Below are 17,089 nucleotides of genomic sequence, written 5' to 3' on the forward strand. Positions count from 1 at the left end.
AAGAGAGGTTTGCTACAATGGAAATTTTATGGGGAATGACTGGAATTATAATCATATTATTTATTGCATTTCTACTTTCTAAAAGCAAGAAATCAATAAACTTTCGTACAGTTATCGGTGCACTAGCCATTCAATTTATTTTTGGCTTTATCGTATTAAAATGGGAATTGGGAAGAAACTTTTTTAAAGGGATCACTTCTATTGTTGAGCAAATTATTAATACATCAAACGATGGTATTAGCTTCCTATTTGGAGGCTTGCTTGGTATGGAAGGAGTTGGAATGATATTTGCGTTTCAAGTGTTGCCTGTCATTATCTTCTTTTCTTCACTAATTTCTGTTTTATTCTATATCGGGGTTATGCAAGTGCTAACAAAGGCGATCGGTGGCTTTTTATCACTTATCTTAAAGACAACAAAGCCAGAGTCATTATCAGCAGCAGCAAATATATTTGTAGGCTTGACAGAGGCTCCACTTGTCGTTAAACCATATTTGGAAAAAATGACAAAATCAGAGTTATTTGCGGTGATGACTGGAGGAGCAGCTTCTGTTTCAGGTACAGTACTTGTCGGTTACTCGCTACTTGGTGTGCCATTAGATTATTTACTTGCGGCGGCATTTATGGCTGCACCTGCAGGTTTGTTAATTGCTAAAATGTTAGTACCAGAGACAGAAGTGCAAGAAGAGCAACTAATTAAGATTGATGCAGAAAAAGATGCACAAAATATTGTTGATGCAGCTTCTAACGGTGCTTTAGTTGGACTTAAACTTGCATTGAACATTGGCGCATTGTTATTGGCGTTTATTTCACTTATTGCATTGGTGAATCTTGGGCTAGACTGGGTTAGTGGCCTGTTTGGATTTGAGGCAATTACCATTGAGCAAATACTTGGATACGTGATGGCACCCCTAGCTTTTATTATCGGAGTACCTTGGGATGAAGCGGTACAAGCCGGTTCTTTTATTGGTCAAAAGTTCGTTTTAAATGAATTTGTTGCGTTTAGTAACTTTGGAGCAGAAATTGAACATTTCTCAGATAAAACAGTAGCAGTTATTACGTTTGCCTTATGCGGATTTGCTAACCTAGCAAGTATGGGGATGCTCATTGGAGGAATTGGTGGGCTTGCTCCATCGCGAAAAAATGATTTAGTAAGGCTGGCATTTCTAGCCATTATTGGTGGAACGCTAGCAAATTTATTGAGTGCAGCAATAGCAGGAATGCTAATTTGATAAATATGAATGAATTAGTGGTGAGCAGAAAGAGGATGAGGAAATGGATAAGATAATTCTGGATGTTGATACCGGAGTGGATGATGCCCTTGCTATTTTAATGGCAGTAGAAAGTGGACAATTAGAAATAGCAGGAATAACAGCTGTTAATGGGAATGTACCACTCGAACAAGTTATGGTAAATAGCAAAAAGGTATTACAATTGGCTGGAAGAAGTGATATCCCAGTTTATCGTGGAGCTGGCCAACCACTTTTGAAAGGAGCCTTCCATGAGTTTGGTGTTCATGGAGATGATGGAATAGGTGGATCGCTTCAAAACATCGTTCCACGAGTAGAGGATCCAGTATTATTTGCTCCTGATTTTATGATTGAACAGGCAAAGAAATTTCCAGGAGAATTAACATTAATTATGGTTGGCCCGTTGACTAATCTTGCTTTAGCTTTACGTAAAGAGCCAACTCTCCCTCAGTTAGTGAAGCAAGTTGTTGTGATGGGGGGGCTTGTTTCTGAAAGCGGTAGAGGAAATACGCTACCAACTTCAGAATTTAATATCTTTGCAGATGCAGAGGCGGCAAAGATTGTATTTCATTCTGGAATGCCTATAAAATTAGTCAGCTTAGACGTAACCATGAAAACCTTTCTTACGAAAGAACACATTGAACAATTGCAAGGGTCTTTGTATTATGATTTTGTAATGAAAAGCACGGAGGTTTATCGTAAGTATAGCATGGATAATTATGGACAGAATGGTTGCGCACTTCATGATCCATTAACCGTCGGGGTTGTTCTTGATCCTTCGCTTGTTAAAACGGCAAAATACTTTGTGGACATTGAAACAAAAAGTGAGTTGAGCTACGGACAAACCATTTGTGATTTTCTCCACCTATGGAAAAAAGAACCAAATATTGAAGTGTGCTTTGCAGTAGATGCAGATCGATTTACTACTCTCTTTTTAGATACGTTAAAGAAGCAATTGTGACCCGTGAGCTTGGGGAAATATATGTATTTGTCTTAGAATAGGGTTGGAATATAGCTAAAACGGTCCATTAAAAAGGCGAACAATGTAATACGCTATCACTTGAAATATATGTAGACGCCTTGAAAAAAATGCGATGTATCGCTGCCCTTCCATATATGAGGGAGAAAAGGCATCGGTGAGTCTCCAAAGTAAGTTAGGCGAGGAGACTCACCAGCCATTCGCAGCACAGCGAAGTATATTTCCGGAATAGCTTAGTTATATTTTTCTTTAATGAAAACACGTTTGATTCCGTCTTTTTTACTTAATCATAAAAAGTCATATACGCTTTGACGTTTGTACTGTGAAGTTTTTTTTACATAAAATTCCGCTTCATTATTAGATCCATCCACATATCCACCAATATTCCTAAAGATTGCACATTCATCATGAGATAAATACCTTTCGCCTACAAAGTCGTCTCCAACAGGATCATCTTCCCATAATTTATACCACCCCGATGGCCCAGCTGTTAAGCAATACTTAAAATCACCACCAGTGGACTCGGCAATGCCAGTAGTATTAAAAAATATGGAAGAACCAATATAATCCCATGTTCCAGTAACGTTTGATTTTGCTGAAATCAATGAAAGCGATGCAAAGAAAATTGTTGCAAATGCTATCAGAATCGCTACTACTTGTTTCATAAATTCTCTTTACATTATTAAAATGAATGGTAAAATGTTTCGGACGGATATTATAATTTTAATTATTTTCCGCCTATTTAGTTATAATAATAGACAATTAACTAGATTATTGACAGAAGATATAGATTATGATATTTAAACTATGATATTATTAATTATTCAGAACCGATTAAAAAGGAGAGAAGCTAAAATGGAAAAGAAGCAATTCAAAGCCGAATCTAAGAGATTACTAGAGTTGATGGTGAATTCGATATATTCCCAACGTGAGGTGTTTTTGCGTGAGTTAATATCCAACGCTAGTGATGCCATGGATAAAATGTACTATCGAAGTTTGACGGATGAGAATTTATCTTTTAATAAGGATAGTTATTACATACAGATCATTCCAAATAAAGAAGAGCGTACACTGAAAGTAATAGATACTGGAATTGGAATGACAAAGGATGAATTAGAAACAAATCTTGGTACGATTGCTAAGAGTGGATCATTCGCTTTTAAAAATGATACAGAATTAAAAGATGGGCATGACATTATTGGTCAATTCGGTGTGGGTTTTTATGCTGCATTTATGGTTGCTGATGTAGTAACAGTCATTAGTAAAGCCTTGGACAGTGAAGAAGCATATAAATGGGAATCAACTGGTACAGAAGGATATTCAATTACTTCATATGAGAAGGAAGAGATTGGAACCGAAATCATTTTAAAGATAAAGGATAATACGGAAGACGAGTCGTATGATTCCTATCTAGAAGAAGCTCACTTAAAAGAAATTATTAAAAAATACTCTGACTTTATTCGTTATCCAATCAAAATGGATGTAACAAAAAGTAAGCCAAAGGATGAAGAAAGTGATGAGTATGTTGATTATGTAGAAGAAGAAACGATAAATAGTATGGTTCCAATTTGGAAGAAGAATAAAAATGAATTAACAGACGAGGATTATGAAAATTTCTATCAGGAAAAGCGATATGGCTTTGACAAGCCTTTAAAATCCCTTCATATAAATGTAGATGGTACTGTTAGGTATAATGCTATTTTATTCATACCTGAAAATACACCTTTTGATTATTACTCAAAAGAATTCGAAAAAGGGTTAGAGTTATATTCCAATGGGGTACTAATCATGAATAAATGTGCGGACCTTCTGCCTGACTATTTTAGCTTTGTTAAAGGAATGGTAGATTCAGAGGACTTATCACTGAATATTTCTCGGGAAATGCTACAGCATGATCGTCAATTAAAGGTAATAGCGAAAAATATAACGAAAAAAATAAAGACTCAACTATTGCATTTGTTAAGAGATGATCGAGAAAAGTATGAAAAATTCTATGATTCATTCGGTAGACAATTAAAGTTTGGAGTATATAACGAGTTTGGAGCAAATAAAGAAACGTTAAAAGATTTATTATTATTTTACTCCTCTAAAGAAAAGAAATTAGTCTCACTGGATGAATACGTTAAACGCATGCCTGAAGACCAAGCCTATATTTATTATGCTTCTGGTGAATCCATTGAACGAATTGAGAAATTACCACAAACTGAAATGGTAGCAGATAAAGGGTATGAAATACTATATTTCACTGAAGAAATTGATGAATTTGCTATTAAAATGCTCATGAACTATCAAGATAAGGAATTCAAATCTGTTTCTAGTGGCGATCTTGGTTTAGATGAAGAGACAGATAACGAAACAGATAAAGATAAGCAGGAAGAAAATAAAGAACTCTTTACATTTATGAAGGAGAATTTAGCGGGTAAGGTAAAGGATGTGCGTGCATCCAAACGTTTGAAATCTCACCCTGTTTGTCTATCTGCTGATGGAGATATATCTTTAGAAATGGAAAAAGTGTTGAATTCCATGCCAAATAACCAGCAAGTTAAAGCGGATAAAGTATTGGAGATAAACACGAACCATGATATTTTCCAAGCATTACAAACGACATTTGCGAATGACAAGGACAAAACAGCCCTGTATACAAACCTATTATATAATCAGGCTTTACTTATAGAGGGGATGCCTGTAAATGATCCAGTTGCATTTACGAATGATATCTGCAAGGTTATGATTTGATAGATTAGTGATAGGTCTCAGACAATACACAACTTCTATACCATACGAACAATCATATTATCCAACATATAACTGGCAGTAAGATCCACACTTCAAACAATAAAATAAAACCAATATTGGTAAGTGTGGACTAACTACCAGTAAATATCCGATGGATTCAAAGGCATTTAGATATACCATTGTGGTACTAGCAATCAGTGGGGGGTAAGTACCCCCGACTGATTGAAGTTTTACTTTATAAGTTAAGAAAGTATAAAATCAGTGCAATGACTGCGTTAAGCCAAGTAGTTATTTTGAAATGTTTGATGTATATTGGCAATGCTCCGACTAATTACTTCGCTTTCCGCGGGCACGGCCTCAACTAACTTTGCAAAGAAGAACACGTTGCAAAGTGGATTTGCGGCTCGCGCTATTCCCGCAGGAGTCTACGTAATTAGTCTCCGCTATGAGAAGGTGAACAATTCTTGTCATAAGTAATAGGTTGACTTTTTTTACAATGGGTAAAGTGAAAATCGCTATCCGTGAGTATAAAAGCAGCTGTGTTACTTCATGCTAGCGTTGTAGATCCTGATAATAGCGAAGGCCGGCCACTTCAACTCCTGTGGGAAATGTTTGACCTGAAGATCCACTTTTTTGAGCGGGTTTTGCTAAAAAAGTTAGCTGAAGGACAAACCCCACGGAAAGGGAAGTGGGCAGCCGGAGTGGTGGTCAAGCAGTAGCTATTATTCCATAATAGCTACTAGAGGAAGCGTAAATCTGAGCATTTAGTGATACGGACTGAGCGAATTTTGCTCCGTTTTTCTTATTCTAGGAAGCTTTTGTCAACCAATCCTTCTAAATTAGGCTTCTCTTTTAAAAATGCTAATTCATAGGATGAGTTGGAAAATTCTTCAAGAACTTCTGGTTCAATATTGAATGTGAAATCAATTCGTTCCCACGCATTATCAATCACCGTTTTGGATAGATCCTGATCCGTAATTTCTTTTATTTTATTAATCGCTATTGTTTTTGCTTCTTCTGGGTTTTCTTGAATAAATGCTGTTGCCTTTTTATGTCCATCCACAATACGTTGAACAAGTTCTGGGTTATTCTTAATTAAATCCTGAGAGGTTACAAAAACAGCCGCAGGTAACGTATCTCCCCAAGCTACTTCTGGCGTGTCAATTAATACCTTTCCGCTACCTTCGACTTCAATGACTGAAGCCCAGGGTTCAGGTACAGTAGCTACATCAATTTTCCCTGAAGTAAACATACTATGATAGGTCGCCGGTTTACCTGTTACATGTTTCATCTGACCACTTACCCGATCGGATGTTAAATGATATTCTTCTTTCATTTGTGCCTCGAATTGCACATCATGCGTACAGCCAACTCGCGGGGAAATAAATGTCTTACCAGCTAGATCTTCTGGACTTTCTATCTCTGCGTTATTTCTAGCCATTATTACGGTTCCTCCAGTAGATCCAGCTGCGACAATATTAATGTTCGCTCCACTAACAAAATGATTCATAGCTGGACCAGGGCCAACCAATCCACCTTCAATTTCACCTGTTTCCAATGCTGTCATAAATGCTGAACCATCAGGAAAATATTGATAGTTCACTTTTGTTCCACTAGGTAAAGTATCTGCGTATAAATCTTTTTCTTCAGCTACCATTCCTGCAACATGATTAATGTTTGGGAAATAACCAATCGTTATTTCCACTTGATTACTGTCTGATTGATTATTTGCACATGCTGTTAATAAGCTTGCAAGCAATGAAAATAAGAAAATAAATCCTGTGATTCTTTTCATTTTTTAATCATCCTTTCATCTTAATAATCCCCATCGTTTCATTACAGTATGCTCCAGCTTTGAGAATACGAAATGATCGACAATAGCGCCAATAACTCCAATGATAATGATGATACCTATTACTTGATCCATTCTGGCATAATCTTGAGCGTAGCTTAAGGAGTATCCTAGACCTGGTCCATTACTTAATAATTCTCCAGCCATTAATGCACGCCAGCTAAAAGCCCAGGCAAGTCGTATACCTGTCATAAAGTAAGGGATTCCAGCAGGTACCTCTACTCGGTAAAATAACCTTAGTCCTTGCGTTCCCATTGTTTTAGCTGCTCGAATAAGCTGAGGTGAAACATTTTGAATAGCAGACCTTACATTAATAGCCATAACGAAAGTACCACCTAAAACAACTACAAATATAACCGAAAATTCCGTAAATCCAAATAACATAATGGCAAGCGGTACCCATACAATACTTGGAATACTTTGAAGAGCTATCAAATACATACCAGCTGTTTCATCTGCTTGCTTTGATTTTCCGAGAATAACCCCAATAATTGTTCCAAAGAGAATAGCTAATGACATTCCAAAAAGTAAATGTTTAAAGCTAGCTCCTAGAGCCTTTACTAAATCACCACTTGTAAAGCCTTCGTATAAGGCGGTAGCAACGGTAATTGGGGAAGGGAACACAATTGCTTCAAAAATATTTAGAGAATAAATAAATTGCCATATACCTATAACAACAATAAGAAACATAATACGTTTAGCTGCTATGCTGAATTTCATCTGCTAATTCTTCCTTTAACACTTTATTTATTTCCGTTTTCAACAGATTCATAATTTCTTTTTCTAACGTAATTACTTGCTGATTTTCACGATCACGAGGCCTTGGAAAGTCTATGGTAATATCTGAGATAATTCTCCCGGGACGAGTTCCCATTACAATGATACGATCAGATAGTTTGATAGCCTCATGAATACTGTGCGTAACAAATAAAATGGTTTTCTTTGTTTGTTGCCAAATTTCTAATAATTTGTCTTGAAGGATATGACGTGTTTGTTCATCTAGTGCCCCAAATGGTTCATCCATTAGTAACACTTTGGGATTCATTGCTAAAGCACGGGCAATAGCCACACGTTGCTGCATTCCACCGGACAATTCATAAATATAATGATGCTTAAATTTGCTTAACTGTACCAATTTTAAAAAATGGTCGGCTTCGAGTTCTGCCTGCTGCTTATTCATGCTTTTTTTTAACGGAAAGGTTACATTACCTTTAACATCAAGCCATGGGAAGAGAGAGGGTTGCTGAAAGACCATACCTCGGTCGGGTCCTGGCTTTTTTATTTCTCGTTTTTCTAGTGTAATGCTACCTTCTGTCGTATTTTCAAGCCCCGCAACCATGGATAATAAGGTTGATTTTCCACAACCAGATGGCCCAAGAATGGATACAAACTGATTTTCAGCAATCGTTAAATCAATGTCAGAAAAAACTTCAAATGAAGTATGTTTTTGCTTATCGATAAATGTTTTCCCAACGTTTTGTAGTTTGAGTAGCAAGTTGCAACCTCCTATTCATTAAATTCCTATAAGAAAAGTATGATTTGTTTGGATTGCTATCATTATACGCAACCACGAGTAAATACGTCAATTGTTTTTTAGTTTCCTTTCATTTTAGTTAACGATGGTTGGTTTGATTTTTTAGAGGTTAAATTATATAATTATTCAAAACAATTATTATATTAGGAGTTTAATAGTTGAATGATTGGGGTAGACATCGTTAATGTAGGAAGGTTTCCCTTGGAAATCTAGGGATACTTAATTATATACAATCTTATAATAGTAATTTAATAGTAGGAGGAGTGTTACTCATGGAAGATCTTTATCCTTCAAGGCAAAATAACCGACCGGAAATTTTGAAGCGGAAGGATCCTGTTATTTATACAGATCGATCCAAAGATAATCAGGCTCCTATTACAAAAGAACAGCTTGATTCTTATGAAAAAAATGGGTTTTTGCAGATTAAAAACTTCTTCTCAGATAAGGAAGTAGTGGATATGCAGAAAGCCATTTTTGAATTGCAAAAGTCTCATCACAATGTTTCTTCTGACAAAATTATTCGTGAGCCAGAGAGTGATGAGATTCGTTCTATTTTTCACGTGCATCATGATGATAACTACTTTAAGAATATAGCAAATGACAAGCGACTTCTTGACATAGTTGAATATTTATTGGGAAGTGGCGTATATATACATCAATCTCGAATTAATTATAAACCAGGTTTTAAAGGAAAAGAATTTGATTGGCATTCTGATTTTGAAACATGGCATGTTGAGGATGGTATGCCACGGATGCGAGCAATAAGTGTGTCGATTGCGTTATCAGATAATTATAGCTTTAATGGTCCTTTAATGCTGATACCTGGATCCCACAATTTCTATGTTAGCTGTGTAGGGGATACTCCAGAAGATAATTATAAAAAGTCACTTAAAAAACAAAAACTGGGTGTTCCTGATGAAAACAGTCTACGCTGGTTATGTGATAAAGGTGGAGGTATTACTGCCCCAACTGGAAAAGCAGGTGCTGTAACATTATTTGAAAGCAATACAATGCATGGATCATCTAGTAATATGACGCCATATCCACGTAATAACTTATTTATGGTATATAATAGTATTGAGAATCGATTAGTAGAACCATTTTCTGGAGGAAAAGAACGTCCAGAATATATTGCAGTTCGTCAGAATGAATTGAGTTTAAGCGGTTGAAAAGAGGGTAACTAAGGGAAACTTTCCTTAATTAAGTATTCCTAGATGATTAGAAGCTGGCTACAAGTTATGCCTTGTAGTCAGCTTTATTATCTAGGAAATATTATCGTAGGGAGATTCTAGAAGTCTCCTCGTATCTGGCGCAGGAGCTGGACGCGGCTCAACACGCCATTATTTATTCACATGGTCTTATTTTGAACTATGACTATAGGTTTCTACAAGATTTCTCTTAAATGAATCGTCACAGTAAACCATTCAATGGTTGATACCAAATGTAATGATGAGAATTCTATCACAACAGTGGGAAATAGAGGCTATGGATTATGGTGAGATCTATCAACAAGTTCTTTCAAAAAATGAATATTCGTTCACAGAATATATGGTGAAACTCTCCGTAGTTACTTGATGGTATGTAAGCTTAGGGAGAGGATAGAAGGAAATCAAAAAAGATGATTAATTCTATTTCTCATCGGAAAATGGTGGGAAAGATAATCTTTAATTCAAAAATAATTTGGCATAAAAAAGAGAGAACTAGTATTCATCTAGTGCTCCCTTGTATAGCTATAATAAAAAATAAGTTCGCTTATTGTTTAACTGTATTTTTTTTCGTTACTTTTTCAATCCAATCAAAAGGATCTTTTTCTCTACCGTACTGAATTCCAGTTAGTGTATCATAAAGAGCTTTTGAAATTTTTCCTGTCTTACCTTCATTGATATAAAGATCTTTATTCTCCCAACTAAGTTGGCCAATTGGTGAAATAACTGCTGCTGTTCCTGTACCAAAAGCTTCCTCCAACGTTTCATCTAAATAAGCTTGATATAAATCATCGATTGCGAGTTTTTCTTCAATCACCGGTATATTCCAATATTGAAGCATTTGGATAACAGAATTTCGCGTTACTCCTTCTAAAATACTACCATTAAGTGCTGGTGTGTAAACTTTTCCATTAATCTTAAAGAATACATTCATGCTACCAACTTCTTCAATATATTTCTTTTCTAATCCATCTAACCATAGTACCTGAGTAAATCCTTTTTGTGCACATAATTCTTGTGCTTTTAAACTGGCAGCATAATTTCCACCGGTTTTTGCTTCACCCGTACCACCTTTTACTGTCCGAACGTATTGATTTTCTACAGCGATTTTAACGGGATTTATCCCTTCTTTGTAATAGGCCCCTACCGGTGATAGGATAACGATTAATTTGTATTGATGTGATGGAGCCACGCCGATAAATGGTTCCGTAGATATAATGAATGGACGGATATAAAGAGATGTTCCCTCAGCGGTTGGAATCCACTCTTTATCTAAATATACTAGCTGCTTAATCGCCTGCAGAATAAATGCTTCGTCAATCGGAGGAATACATAGCCGATCATTTGACCGATTTAGACGCTGCAGGTTTTTTTCAGGTCGAAACAGATGAATATCGCCTTCTGGTGTATAGTAGGCTTTTAATCCTTCGAAAACGGATTGACCATAATGAAATGTCATTGCGGAAGGATCAATCGTCAAAGGCTCGTAAGGTACAATCCGTGGATCGTGCCAGCCTAATGGTACAGAATAATCCATAATAAACATATGGTCTGTAAATACTCTTCCAAATTCTAGTTGATCGGTTTTCGGTTTTTCTTTTTTCACTGCACTATGGTTTACCTTAACTGTCCATTCTTCCATGTCACTATCCCCTTGCTGTAAAAATTTTAATAACTATATTAGTCTATAATTCTAATAAAAGCAACCCTTAATTTTCAGTTTTTTTTATTTAATTAAAATGTTGTATACTTTTTATAAGGTATGCAAGATGAAAGGGAGATGTATAGATGCGCAAAGCAATTATTTTTGATTTAGACGATACGTTATTATGGGATAAAAAAAGTATAGAAGAATCGTTTAAAGATACTTGTAAACTAGCGAGTAAGGCTAATACCAAAATTGATCCTATCATCCTGGAAGAAAGAGTAAAGGAAAAAGCTCGTAGGTTATATGCTTCCTATCCTACCTATTCTTTTACTAGAATGATTGGTATTAATCCATTCGAGGGATTATGGGGGGATTTTTTTGATAAGGGAGAAGTCTTTGAGCAGCTTCACAAGCTGGCTCCAGATTATCGTAAATCGACTTGGACAGAAGCATTAAGAGAAGTTAGTGTCGATGATCCATACCTTGGTGCTGAGCTAGCTGAAGCTTTTCCAAGGATTAGAAAGGAGAAGGCGTACGTCTATAAGGATACCTTTGATGTGCTTGATCAGTTAGCTAGTGAATTTACATTACTATTATTAACAAACGGTTCTCCAGATTTACAGGAAACAAAGCTAGACTTAACCCCTAGGCTAAGGTCATATTTTGATGCGATTATAATATCTGGAGCATTTGGTAAGGGAAAGCCGGATGCTTCTATATTTCAACATGCATTAGATATACTTGAAGTGGAAAAAGATAAGGTAATCATGGTTGGTGATAATTTAAATACAGATATATTGGGAGCTTCTCGAATTGGCATTGATTCGATCTGGATTAATCGAGAAGATATAGAGAATAATGGATTACCAACTTTCGAAGTAAAGGATTTATCGTCCGTATTAGCTCTAATTCGTAAAGGTGTATAAGAAGGGTAAGCTAGGCTGTCGCGAACGACAGCCTAAGCTTGAGATGTAACAAGCCTCCAAATGATTCTATAAATCTATCGCTGTAGCATCGTGAATTTCATCTACTTCTTCGATGGCTGATAACTCATGTTTTTCAATGTGTCGATCTACAGTCATCACCATAATGGCATCTCCACCAATATCTGCACGGTCTACTTGCATTGTTGCAATATTGATTTGATGTGTAGCAAGTAAGCTTCCCATTTTTCCGATTACCCCAGGTTGATCTTTATGGTGGATAACTAATAAATGACCTTTTGGTGTCACATCTACACTGTAATGGTCAACTTTAACAATTCGGGGACCTAAACCATTTAATAATGTGCCGGAAACACTACGTTTTTCTGATTTTGTTTTGATTTCAACATTTAACAGGTTTGTAAAACCTTTGGTTGATGAGGTCTTATTTTCATGAATAGTTATACCTCGTTTTTCGGCAAGATATAGTGCATTAACATCATTCACATGCTCGCCAAGGTGTCTTGTTAATAATCCTTTTACTGCGTTACGCGTAATGGGAGCTATTTTGGTTTTTGATAGGTCACCGGAGTAGTAAAGGTTAATTTCTTCAACAGCTTCATTTGTTAGGTGAATAAGAAATGTTCCGATTTTCTCAGCAAGATGGAAATAAGGTTCAATCTCACTTAATATTTCTTTTGATAAAGAAGGAAGATTTACTGGATGACGTACGACATCACCAGCCAGAAAACGAATAACGTCTTCACTGACATCGATGGCTACACTTTCTTGTGCCTCAAATGTACTTGCTCCAAGATGGGGGGTTGCTATGACTTCTGGTAATTCCAATAATTTATTATTGTAAAATGGCTCCTCTTCAAATACATCTAATGCTGCTCCAGCCACTTGATTGGATTGAATGGCCTGATAGAGAGCATCCTCATCAATTATTCCACCTCTAGCACAATTAATAATTTGTACACCAGGTTTGACAAGCTTAAAAGCTTCTGCGTTCAATAAGTGACGCGTTTCTTTTAAAAGCGGTGTGTGTATTGTTATAAAATCAGCATCTTTTAATACATCTTCAACTGTGCCATATCGTATATCCATTTTTTCTGCCTTGTCCTCTGTTAAAAATGGATCATATGCAATAATAGTCATGCGTTGACCTTTCGCTCTGTAAGCTACCTCAGCACCTATACGACCAAGTCCTATGATTCCCAGTGTTTTATTCTTTAATTCCGTACCAACATACTTTTTTCGATCCCAATGTTTGTTTTTAAGTGATAAATATGCTTGGGGAATCTTTCTTGAAAGGGCCATTATCATGGCCATCGTATGTTCGGCTGCTGAATTCGTATTACCATTTGGTGCATTGACAACAATAATTCCATATTCAGTAGCCGCATCCAGATCGATGTTATCTACACCCACTCCAGCACGTCCGATAATCTTGAGTTTGTGCGCTTTCATGATTAAGTTTCGCGTAACCTGTGTCTGGCTTCTGACTAATAGGGCATCGTATTCCGCTATCCGATCTTCTAATTGCTCTTGTGACCAGTCAATTGCCATCTCAATGCTGATATGATTTGCTTGATTTAAAGGATATATACCTTCTTTACTTAATGGATCTGAAATTAAAACTTTAAACATTTTATTACCTCCTAAGGGTATCGGACAAAGTTAGATTTTTATCCTAATTAATTCACTAGTAACTAAAATTAACTGACTTCAGTGGATTTTACAGAGATCTCACTCGTGAATTAATTGAATATAGTATGTCAACGGGGAATGACTTTGCAATGACGAATGGTGAACAAACCGAAACTTTACTGAAAGAAATAACTTTATTCTATTTGTTGTTTAAATATACATTTTGCGCAGCACGAACACCTTTTCCTAGCTCAATATTTTTGTTAATCTTTCGCAAACCAATCTCCATTAAACTAATAATTTGTAGGACATCAGCGGGATTGCAATACCCCATATGACCGATACGGAAAATGGCTCCTTTTAAATGCTGTTGTCCCCCAGCGATGGTTAATCCAAATTCTGAACGAAGTACCTTTCTTAGTGCTTCAGCTGAAAAATCGGCAGGTCGAACAGCAGTAACTGTAGGTGACCCATCAGTATCCTTTGTCAGTAAAGGAATATTCAATGCATGAAAAGCATTTCGAGTCATTTCTCCCATGAGCTGATGGCGTTTATAAATAGTGGATAGTCCTTCATCTTCCATTAATGCAATAGCCTGTTTAAGCCCTAATAATAATGAAACAGCAGGTGTAAAAGGACTTGAATTTTCTTCTAACTTATTACGGTATTTTCGCATGTCTAGATAAAAACGAGGTTGCTGGTTATGTTCAATTGCCTCCCAAGCACGTTTACTGGCAGCAACAAAAGCTAGACCAGCCGGAAGCATCATTGCCTTCTGTGACCCAGTCACAACAATGTCCAATCCCCATTCATCCATTTGCGTTTCGGTAGCACCGATACAAGAAACACCATCCACAATAAATAGCGCGTTTGAGTACTGATGGACTACGCTTGCTAAGTCCTTTATGGGGTTTAGCACACCAGTAGATGTTTCACAAAATGTAGCGAATACAGCTTTTACATCTTGATGTTTTTGTAATAAATGTTGTAATTGATCTGGGCTAGCAGCTTCTCCCCATGTGACGTCATAACGATGAACTAAAATGTGATATTCCTCACATATTTTCGTAAACCTATCACCAAATGCACCAGATACAATTACAATTACTTCTTCACCTGGTTCCACAGCGTTTACGACAGCAGTTTCTAGAGCGGCTGTGCCACTTGATGTGAATAGCAATACCTCTTCTTTTGTACCAAAGACTGGCTTCAACTTACCCTTTAAAGCTTCAAGCAACGCCTGCATTTCTTGCCCTCTATGTCCAATCATTGGCTGAGACATAGCTCGTTGAACACTTGGGGGAATAGGGGTGGGCCCAGGTATTCTAAGTATTTGCTGTTCCATTTGCATAATTTACTCCTTTCTAGACAAATTCCGTCTATTTCATTTGTTCTGAAATAATATTTTTCAGCATAGCAGAACTTTATATATTGTCAATCAATTTCCTGTATTTAAAATATTAAATTTGTAAAATGATTCTTTTGGCATGTTCAAACCAATAGCTTCTAAAGATGAAAGATAAAAAAGGTTGCTTTATTTAATTTTCCAATATAGAATATTCTTTAAAATTCTAAAAAAGGATAAAGGAAATCTATCGAATAGATTTTTGGACAAGGAGGGGACAGCGGTGGTTACTTTTGTAGCATCCATCTTGTTATTACTTATTGGTTATTTCGTATACGGAAGGGTGGTTGAACAAATTTTTGGCATTAACGATCAGCGGCCTACTCCTGCATATGCGAATCAGGATGGTTTTGATTACATGCCAATGAGCTGGTGGAAAGCAATTTTAATACAGTTGTTGAATATCGCTGGAACCGGACCGATTTTTGGTGCAGTAATGGGAGCGTTATATGGTCCAGTTGCATTTATTTGGATTGTAATAGGTTGTATATTTGCTGGTGCTGTTCATGACTATATGTCAGGTATGCTATCGCTACGTCAAGGAGGAGCGCAATTTCCATCACTTGTTGGGAAATATTTAGGAAAATATGCTAGAGCATTTATTACGCTTTTATCTATATTATTAATGATATTAGTGGCAGCAGCATTTACTGCTGCGCCCGCACAATTATTGTCACAAATAAGTCCACTTAATTTCTTGACATCTATATTAATTGTGTTTGCGTATTTTCTATTAGCTACCGTTCTACCAATCAATAAAATTATTGGTAAGATATATCCGTTATTTGGTGCCATCCTTATTTTTATGGCTATTTCTATAGGTGTTGGGATATTCTTTTTTGACTATACCGTTCCTAATTTAACGTTGACTAATCTTCATCCTAATGAGCTACCTATCTGGCCGTTATTAATGGTGACAATTTCTTGTGGTGCAATATCAGGATTTCATAGTACACAAAGTCCGATTTTAGCTAGAACCCTTAAAAAAGAAAGCGAAGGAAGAAAAGTTTTTTATGGAGCTATGATAGGAGAGGGGATCATTGCTCTTGTTTGGGCGGCAGCAGGGATGGCGTTTTATAACGGAACAAATGGACTGCAAACTGCTCTTGGGTCAGGTGGCCCGGCAGGTGTTGTCAATGAAATTAGTATTGCTACATTGGGAACATTTGGCGGTATATTAGCAGTGTTGGGTGTAATGATACTGCCAATTACTACAGGAGATACAGCATTACGGTCATCAAGAATGATGTTAGCTGATTTACTAAGGCAGTTATCGAATAAGCAAGTGTTAGGAAAGAGATCGCTTATATTATTGGTTATTCCTGTAGCTATACCTGCATTTTTATTATCCTTAATAGATTACAGTTTTTTATGGCGATATGTGGGTTGGTCAAATCAAGTTGTAGCTACATTTATGCTTTGGACTGGTGCCATGTATTTACTTAAGCATCAGAAGTTTCACTGGATATGTAGCATACCAGCATTATTTATGACTGGAGTAGTAAGTACGTATATATTTTATGCACCTGAGGGATTTCATTTAGAATACAGACTTTCAATGGTTATTGGAACAGTGATTTGGGCTGTTGTATTCATTTGGTTTATTTACCAGCTAGTTAAAAGTAAAACGGCAAATAAAGAAAAAAGGCTTACTAATACTTACGTTGGTTAGATGGGATGAAACAGAAACGAGATTCTATATATTTACCAACGATAAAGAATTATCAAAACAACAAATAGAATAGAACGAACAAAAAGCCGAATGGATTCAAATTTCTTAGTTCGGCTTTTTGCTTTAATGAAAATTGCCAATTAATTTCTCGCTTTAGGAAATATTTTGAAAAAAACATTGACAGCATTTGTAAAACGAACTATGATGATCTCTGTAACGGGTTACATATTAAGAA

14 protein-coding genes are annotated in these 17,089 nt (G+C 36.3%); 7 read left to right on the forward strand and 7 right to left on the reverse strand.

The genetic code is table 11. The features are described from left to right. Positions 1-17: 17 nt before the first annotated feature. A complete protein-coding gene (locus tag D9782_RS11290; RefSeq protein WP_026679673.1) occupies positions 18-1,229 on the forward strand; it encodes a NupC/NupG family nucleoside CNT transporter in 1,212 nt (403 codons plus the stop codon). Positions 1,230-1,272: 43 nt separating this feature from the next. After that, positions 1,273-2,208 (forward strand): nucleoside hydrolase, encoded by a 936-nt coding sequence (locus tag D9782_RS11295; protein WP_121604796.1) that lies wholly within the window; start codon positions 1,273-1,275, stop codon positions 2,206-2,208. Positions 2,209-2,513: 305 nt separating this feature from the next. Here D9782_RS11295 and D9782_RS11300 read toward each other — a convergent pair whose 3' ends face one another. Continuing rightward, positions 2,514-2,891 carry a hypothetical protein gene (locus tag D9782_RS11300; protein ID WP_121604797.1) on the reverse strand — a complete coding sequence of 126 codons (378 nt, stop codon included), beginning with the start codon at positions 2,889-2,891 and terminating at the stop codon, positions 2,514-2,516. Between the two features lie 190 nt (positions 2,892-3,081). Here D9782_RS11300 and htpG point away from each other — a divergent pair, with 190 nt between their 5' ends. Further along, entirely contained in the window at positions 3,082-4,962 is a 1,881-nt protein-coding gene (gene htpG / locus D9782_RS11305; protein WP_121604798.1) for a molecular chaperone HtpG, read from the forward strand. Positions 4,963-5,483: 521 nt separating this feature from the next. Continuing rightward, positions 5,484-5,681, forward strand: a complete 198-nt coding sequence (locus tag D9782_RS11310; RefSeq protein WP_121604799.1) for a hypothetical protein — start codon at positions 5,484-5,486, stop codon at positions 5,679-5,681. A gap of 83 nt (positions 5,682-5,764) precedes the next feature. On the opposite strand, the gene D9782_RS11315 is transcribed toward D9782_RS11310, so the two are convergent. From D9782_RS11315 to D9782_RS11325, 3 genes are read right to left on the reverse strand one after another with little or no spacing between them, the layout of a single operon-like run. Further along, positions 5,765-6,757 carry an aliphatic sulfonate ABC transporter substrate-binding protein gene (locus tag D9782_RS11315; RefSeq protein ID WP_121604800.1) on the reverse strand — a complete coding sequence of 331 codons (993 nt, stop codon included), beginning with the start codon at positions 6,755-6,757 and terminating at the stop codon, positions 5,765-5,767. 15 nt (positions 6,758-6,772) lie between these two features. Beyond that, on the reverse strand, positions 6,773-7,534 hold the full coding sequence (locus D9782_RS11320; protein WP_026682680.1) for an ABC transporter permease: 762 nt from the start codon (positions 7,532-7,534) through the stop codon (positions 6,773-6,775). Next, positions 7,512-8,309 carry an ABC transporter ATP-binding protein gene (locus tag D9782_RS11325; protein WP_026682681.1) on the reverse strand — a complete coding sequence of 266 codons (798 nt, stop codon included), beginning with the start codon at positions 8,307-8,309 and terminating at the stop codon, positions 7,512-7,514. Before D9782_RS11325 ends, D9782_RS11320 begins: the two co-directional genes overlap by 23 nt. Before the next feature lie 311 nt (positions 8,310-8,620). On the opposite strand from D9782_RS11325, the gene thpD reads away from it, so the two are divergent. Beyond that, complete coding sequence (thpD, locus tag D9782_RS11330) at positions 8,621-9,517, forward strand: ectoine hydroxylase (protein WP_026682682.1); 897 nt, start codon at positions 8,621-8,623, stop codon at positions 9,515-9,517. 583 nt (positions 9,518-10,100) lie between these two features. On the opposite strand, the gene D9782_RS11335 is transcribed toward thpD, so the two are convergent. Further along, the gene (locus D9782_RS11335) at positions 10,101-11,195 is read right to left on the reverse strand and encodes a branched-chain amino acid aminotransferase (protein WP_026682683.1); all 1,095 of its coding nucleotides are present in this window, start codon (positions 11,193-11,195) and stop codon (positions 10,101-10,103) included. Between the two features lie 146 nt (positions 11,196-11,341). On the opposite strand from D9782_RS11335, the gene D9782_RS11340 reads away from it, so the two are divergent. Continuing rightward, positions 11,342-12,127 (forward strand): HAD family hydrolase, encoded by a 786-nt coding sequence (locus D9782_RS11340; protein ID WP_026682684.1) that lies wholly within the window; start codon positions 11,342-11,344, stop codon positions 12,125-12,127. Positions 12,128-12,193: 66 nt separating this feature from the next. Here D9782_RS11340 and serA read toward each other — a convergent pair whose 3' ends face one another. Next, positions 12,194-13,777 carry a phosphoglycerate dehydrogenase gene (gene serA, locus D9782_RS11345; RefSeq protein ID WP_121604801.1) on the reverse strand — a complete coding sequence of 528 codons (1,584 nt, stop codon included), beginning with the start codon at positions 13,775-13,777 and terminating at the stop codon, positions 12,194-12,196. Positions 13,778-13,976: 199 nt separating this feature from the next. Further along, positions 13,977-15,128, reverse strand: a complete 1,152-nt coding sequence (locus tag D9782_RS11350) for a pyridoxal-phosphate-dependent aminotransferase family protein (protein WP_121604802.1) — start codon at positions 15,126-15,128, stop codon at positions 13,977-13,979. A 277-nt stretch (positions 15,129-15,405) separates the two neighbouring features. On the opposite strand from D9782_RS11350, the gene D9782_RS11355 reads away from it, so the two are divergent. After that, on the forward strand, positions 15,406-16,854 hold the full coding sequence (locus D9782_RS11355; protein ID WP_034679590.1) for a carbon starvation CstA family protein: 1,449 nt from the start codon (positions 15,406-15,408) through the stop codon (positions 16,852-16,854). Positions 16,855-17,089: the final 235 nt, after the last annotated feature.

The sequence above is a fragment of the Virgibacillus sp. Bac332 genome (genome assembly GCF_003667785.1).
In the GTDB taxonomy this organism is placed as follows: domain Bacteria; phylum Bacillota; class Bacilli; order Bacillales; family Amphibacillaceae; genus Virgibacillus; species Virgibacillus salarius.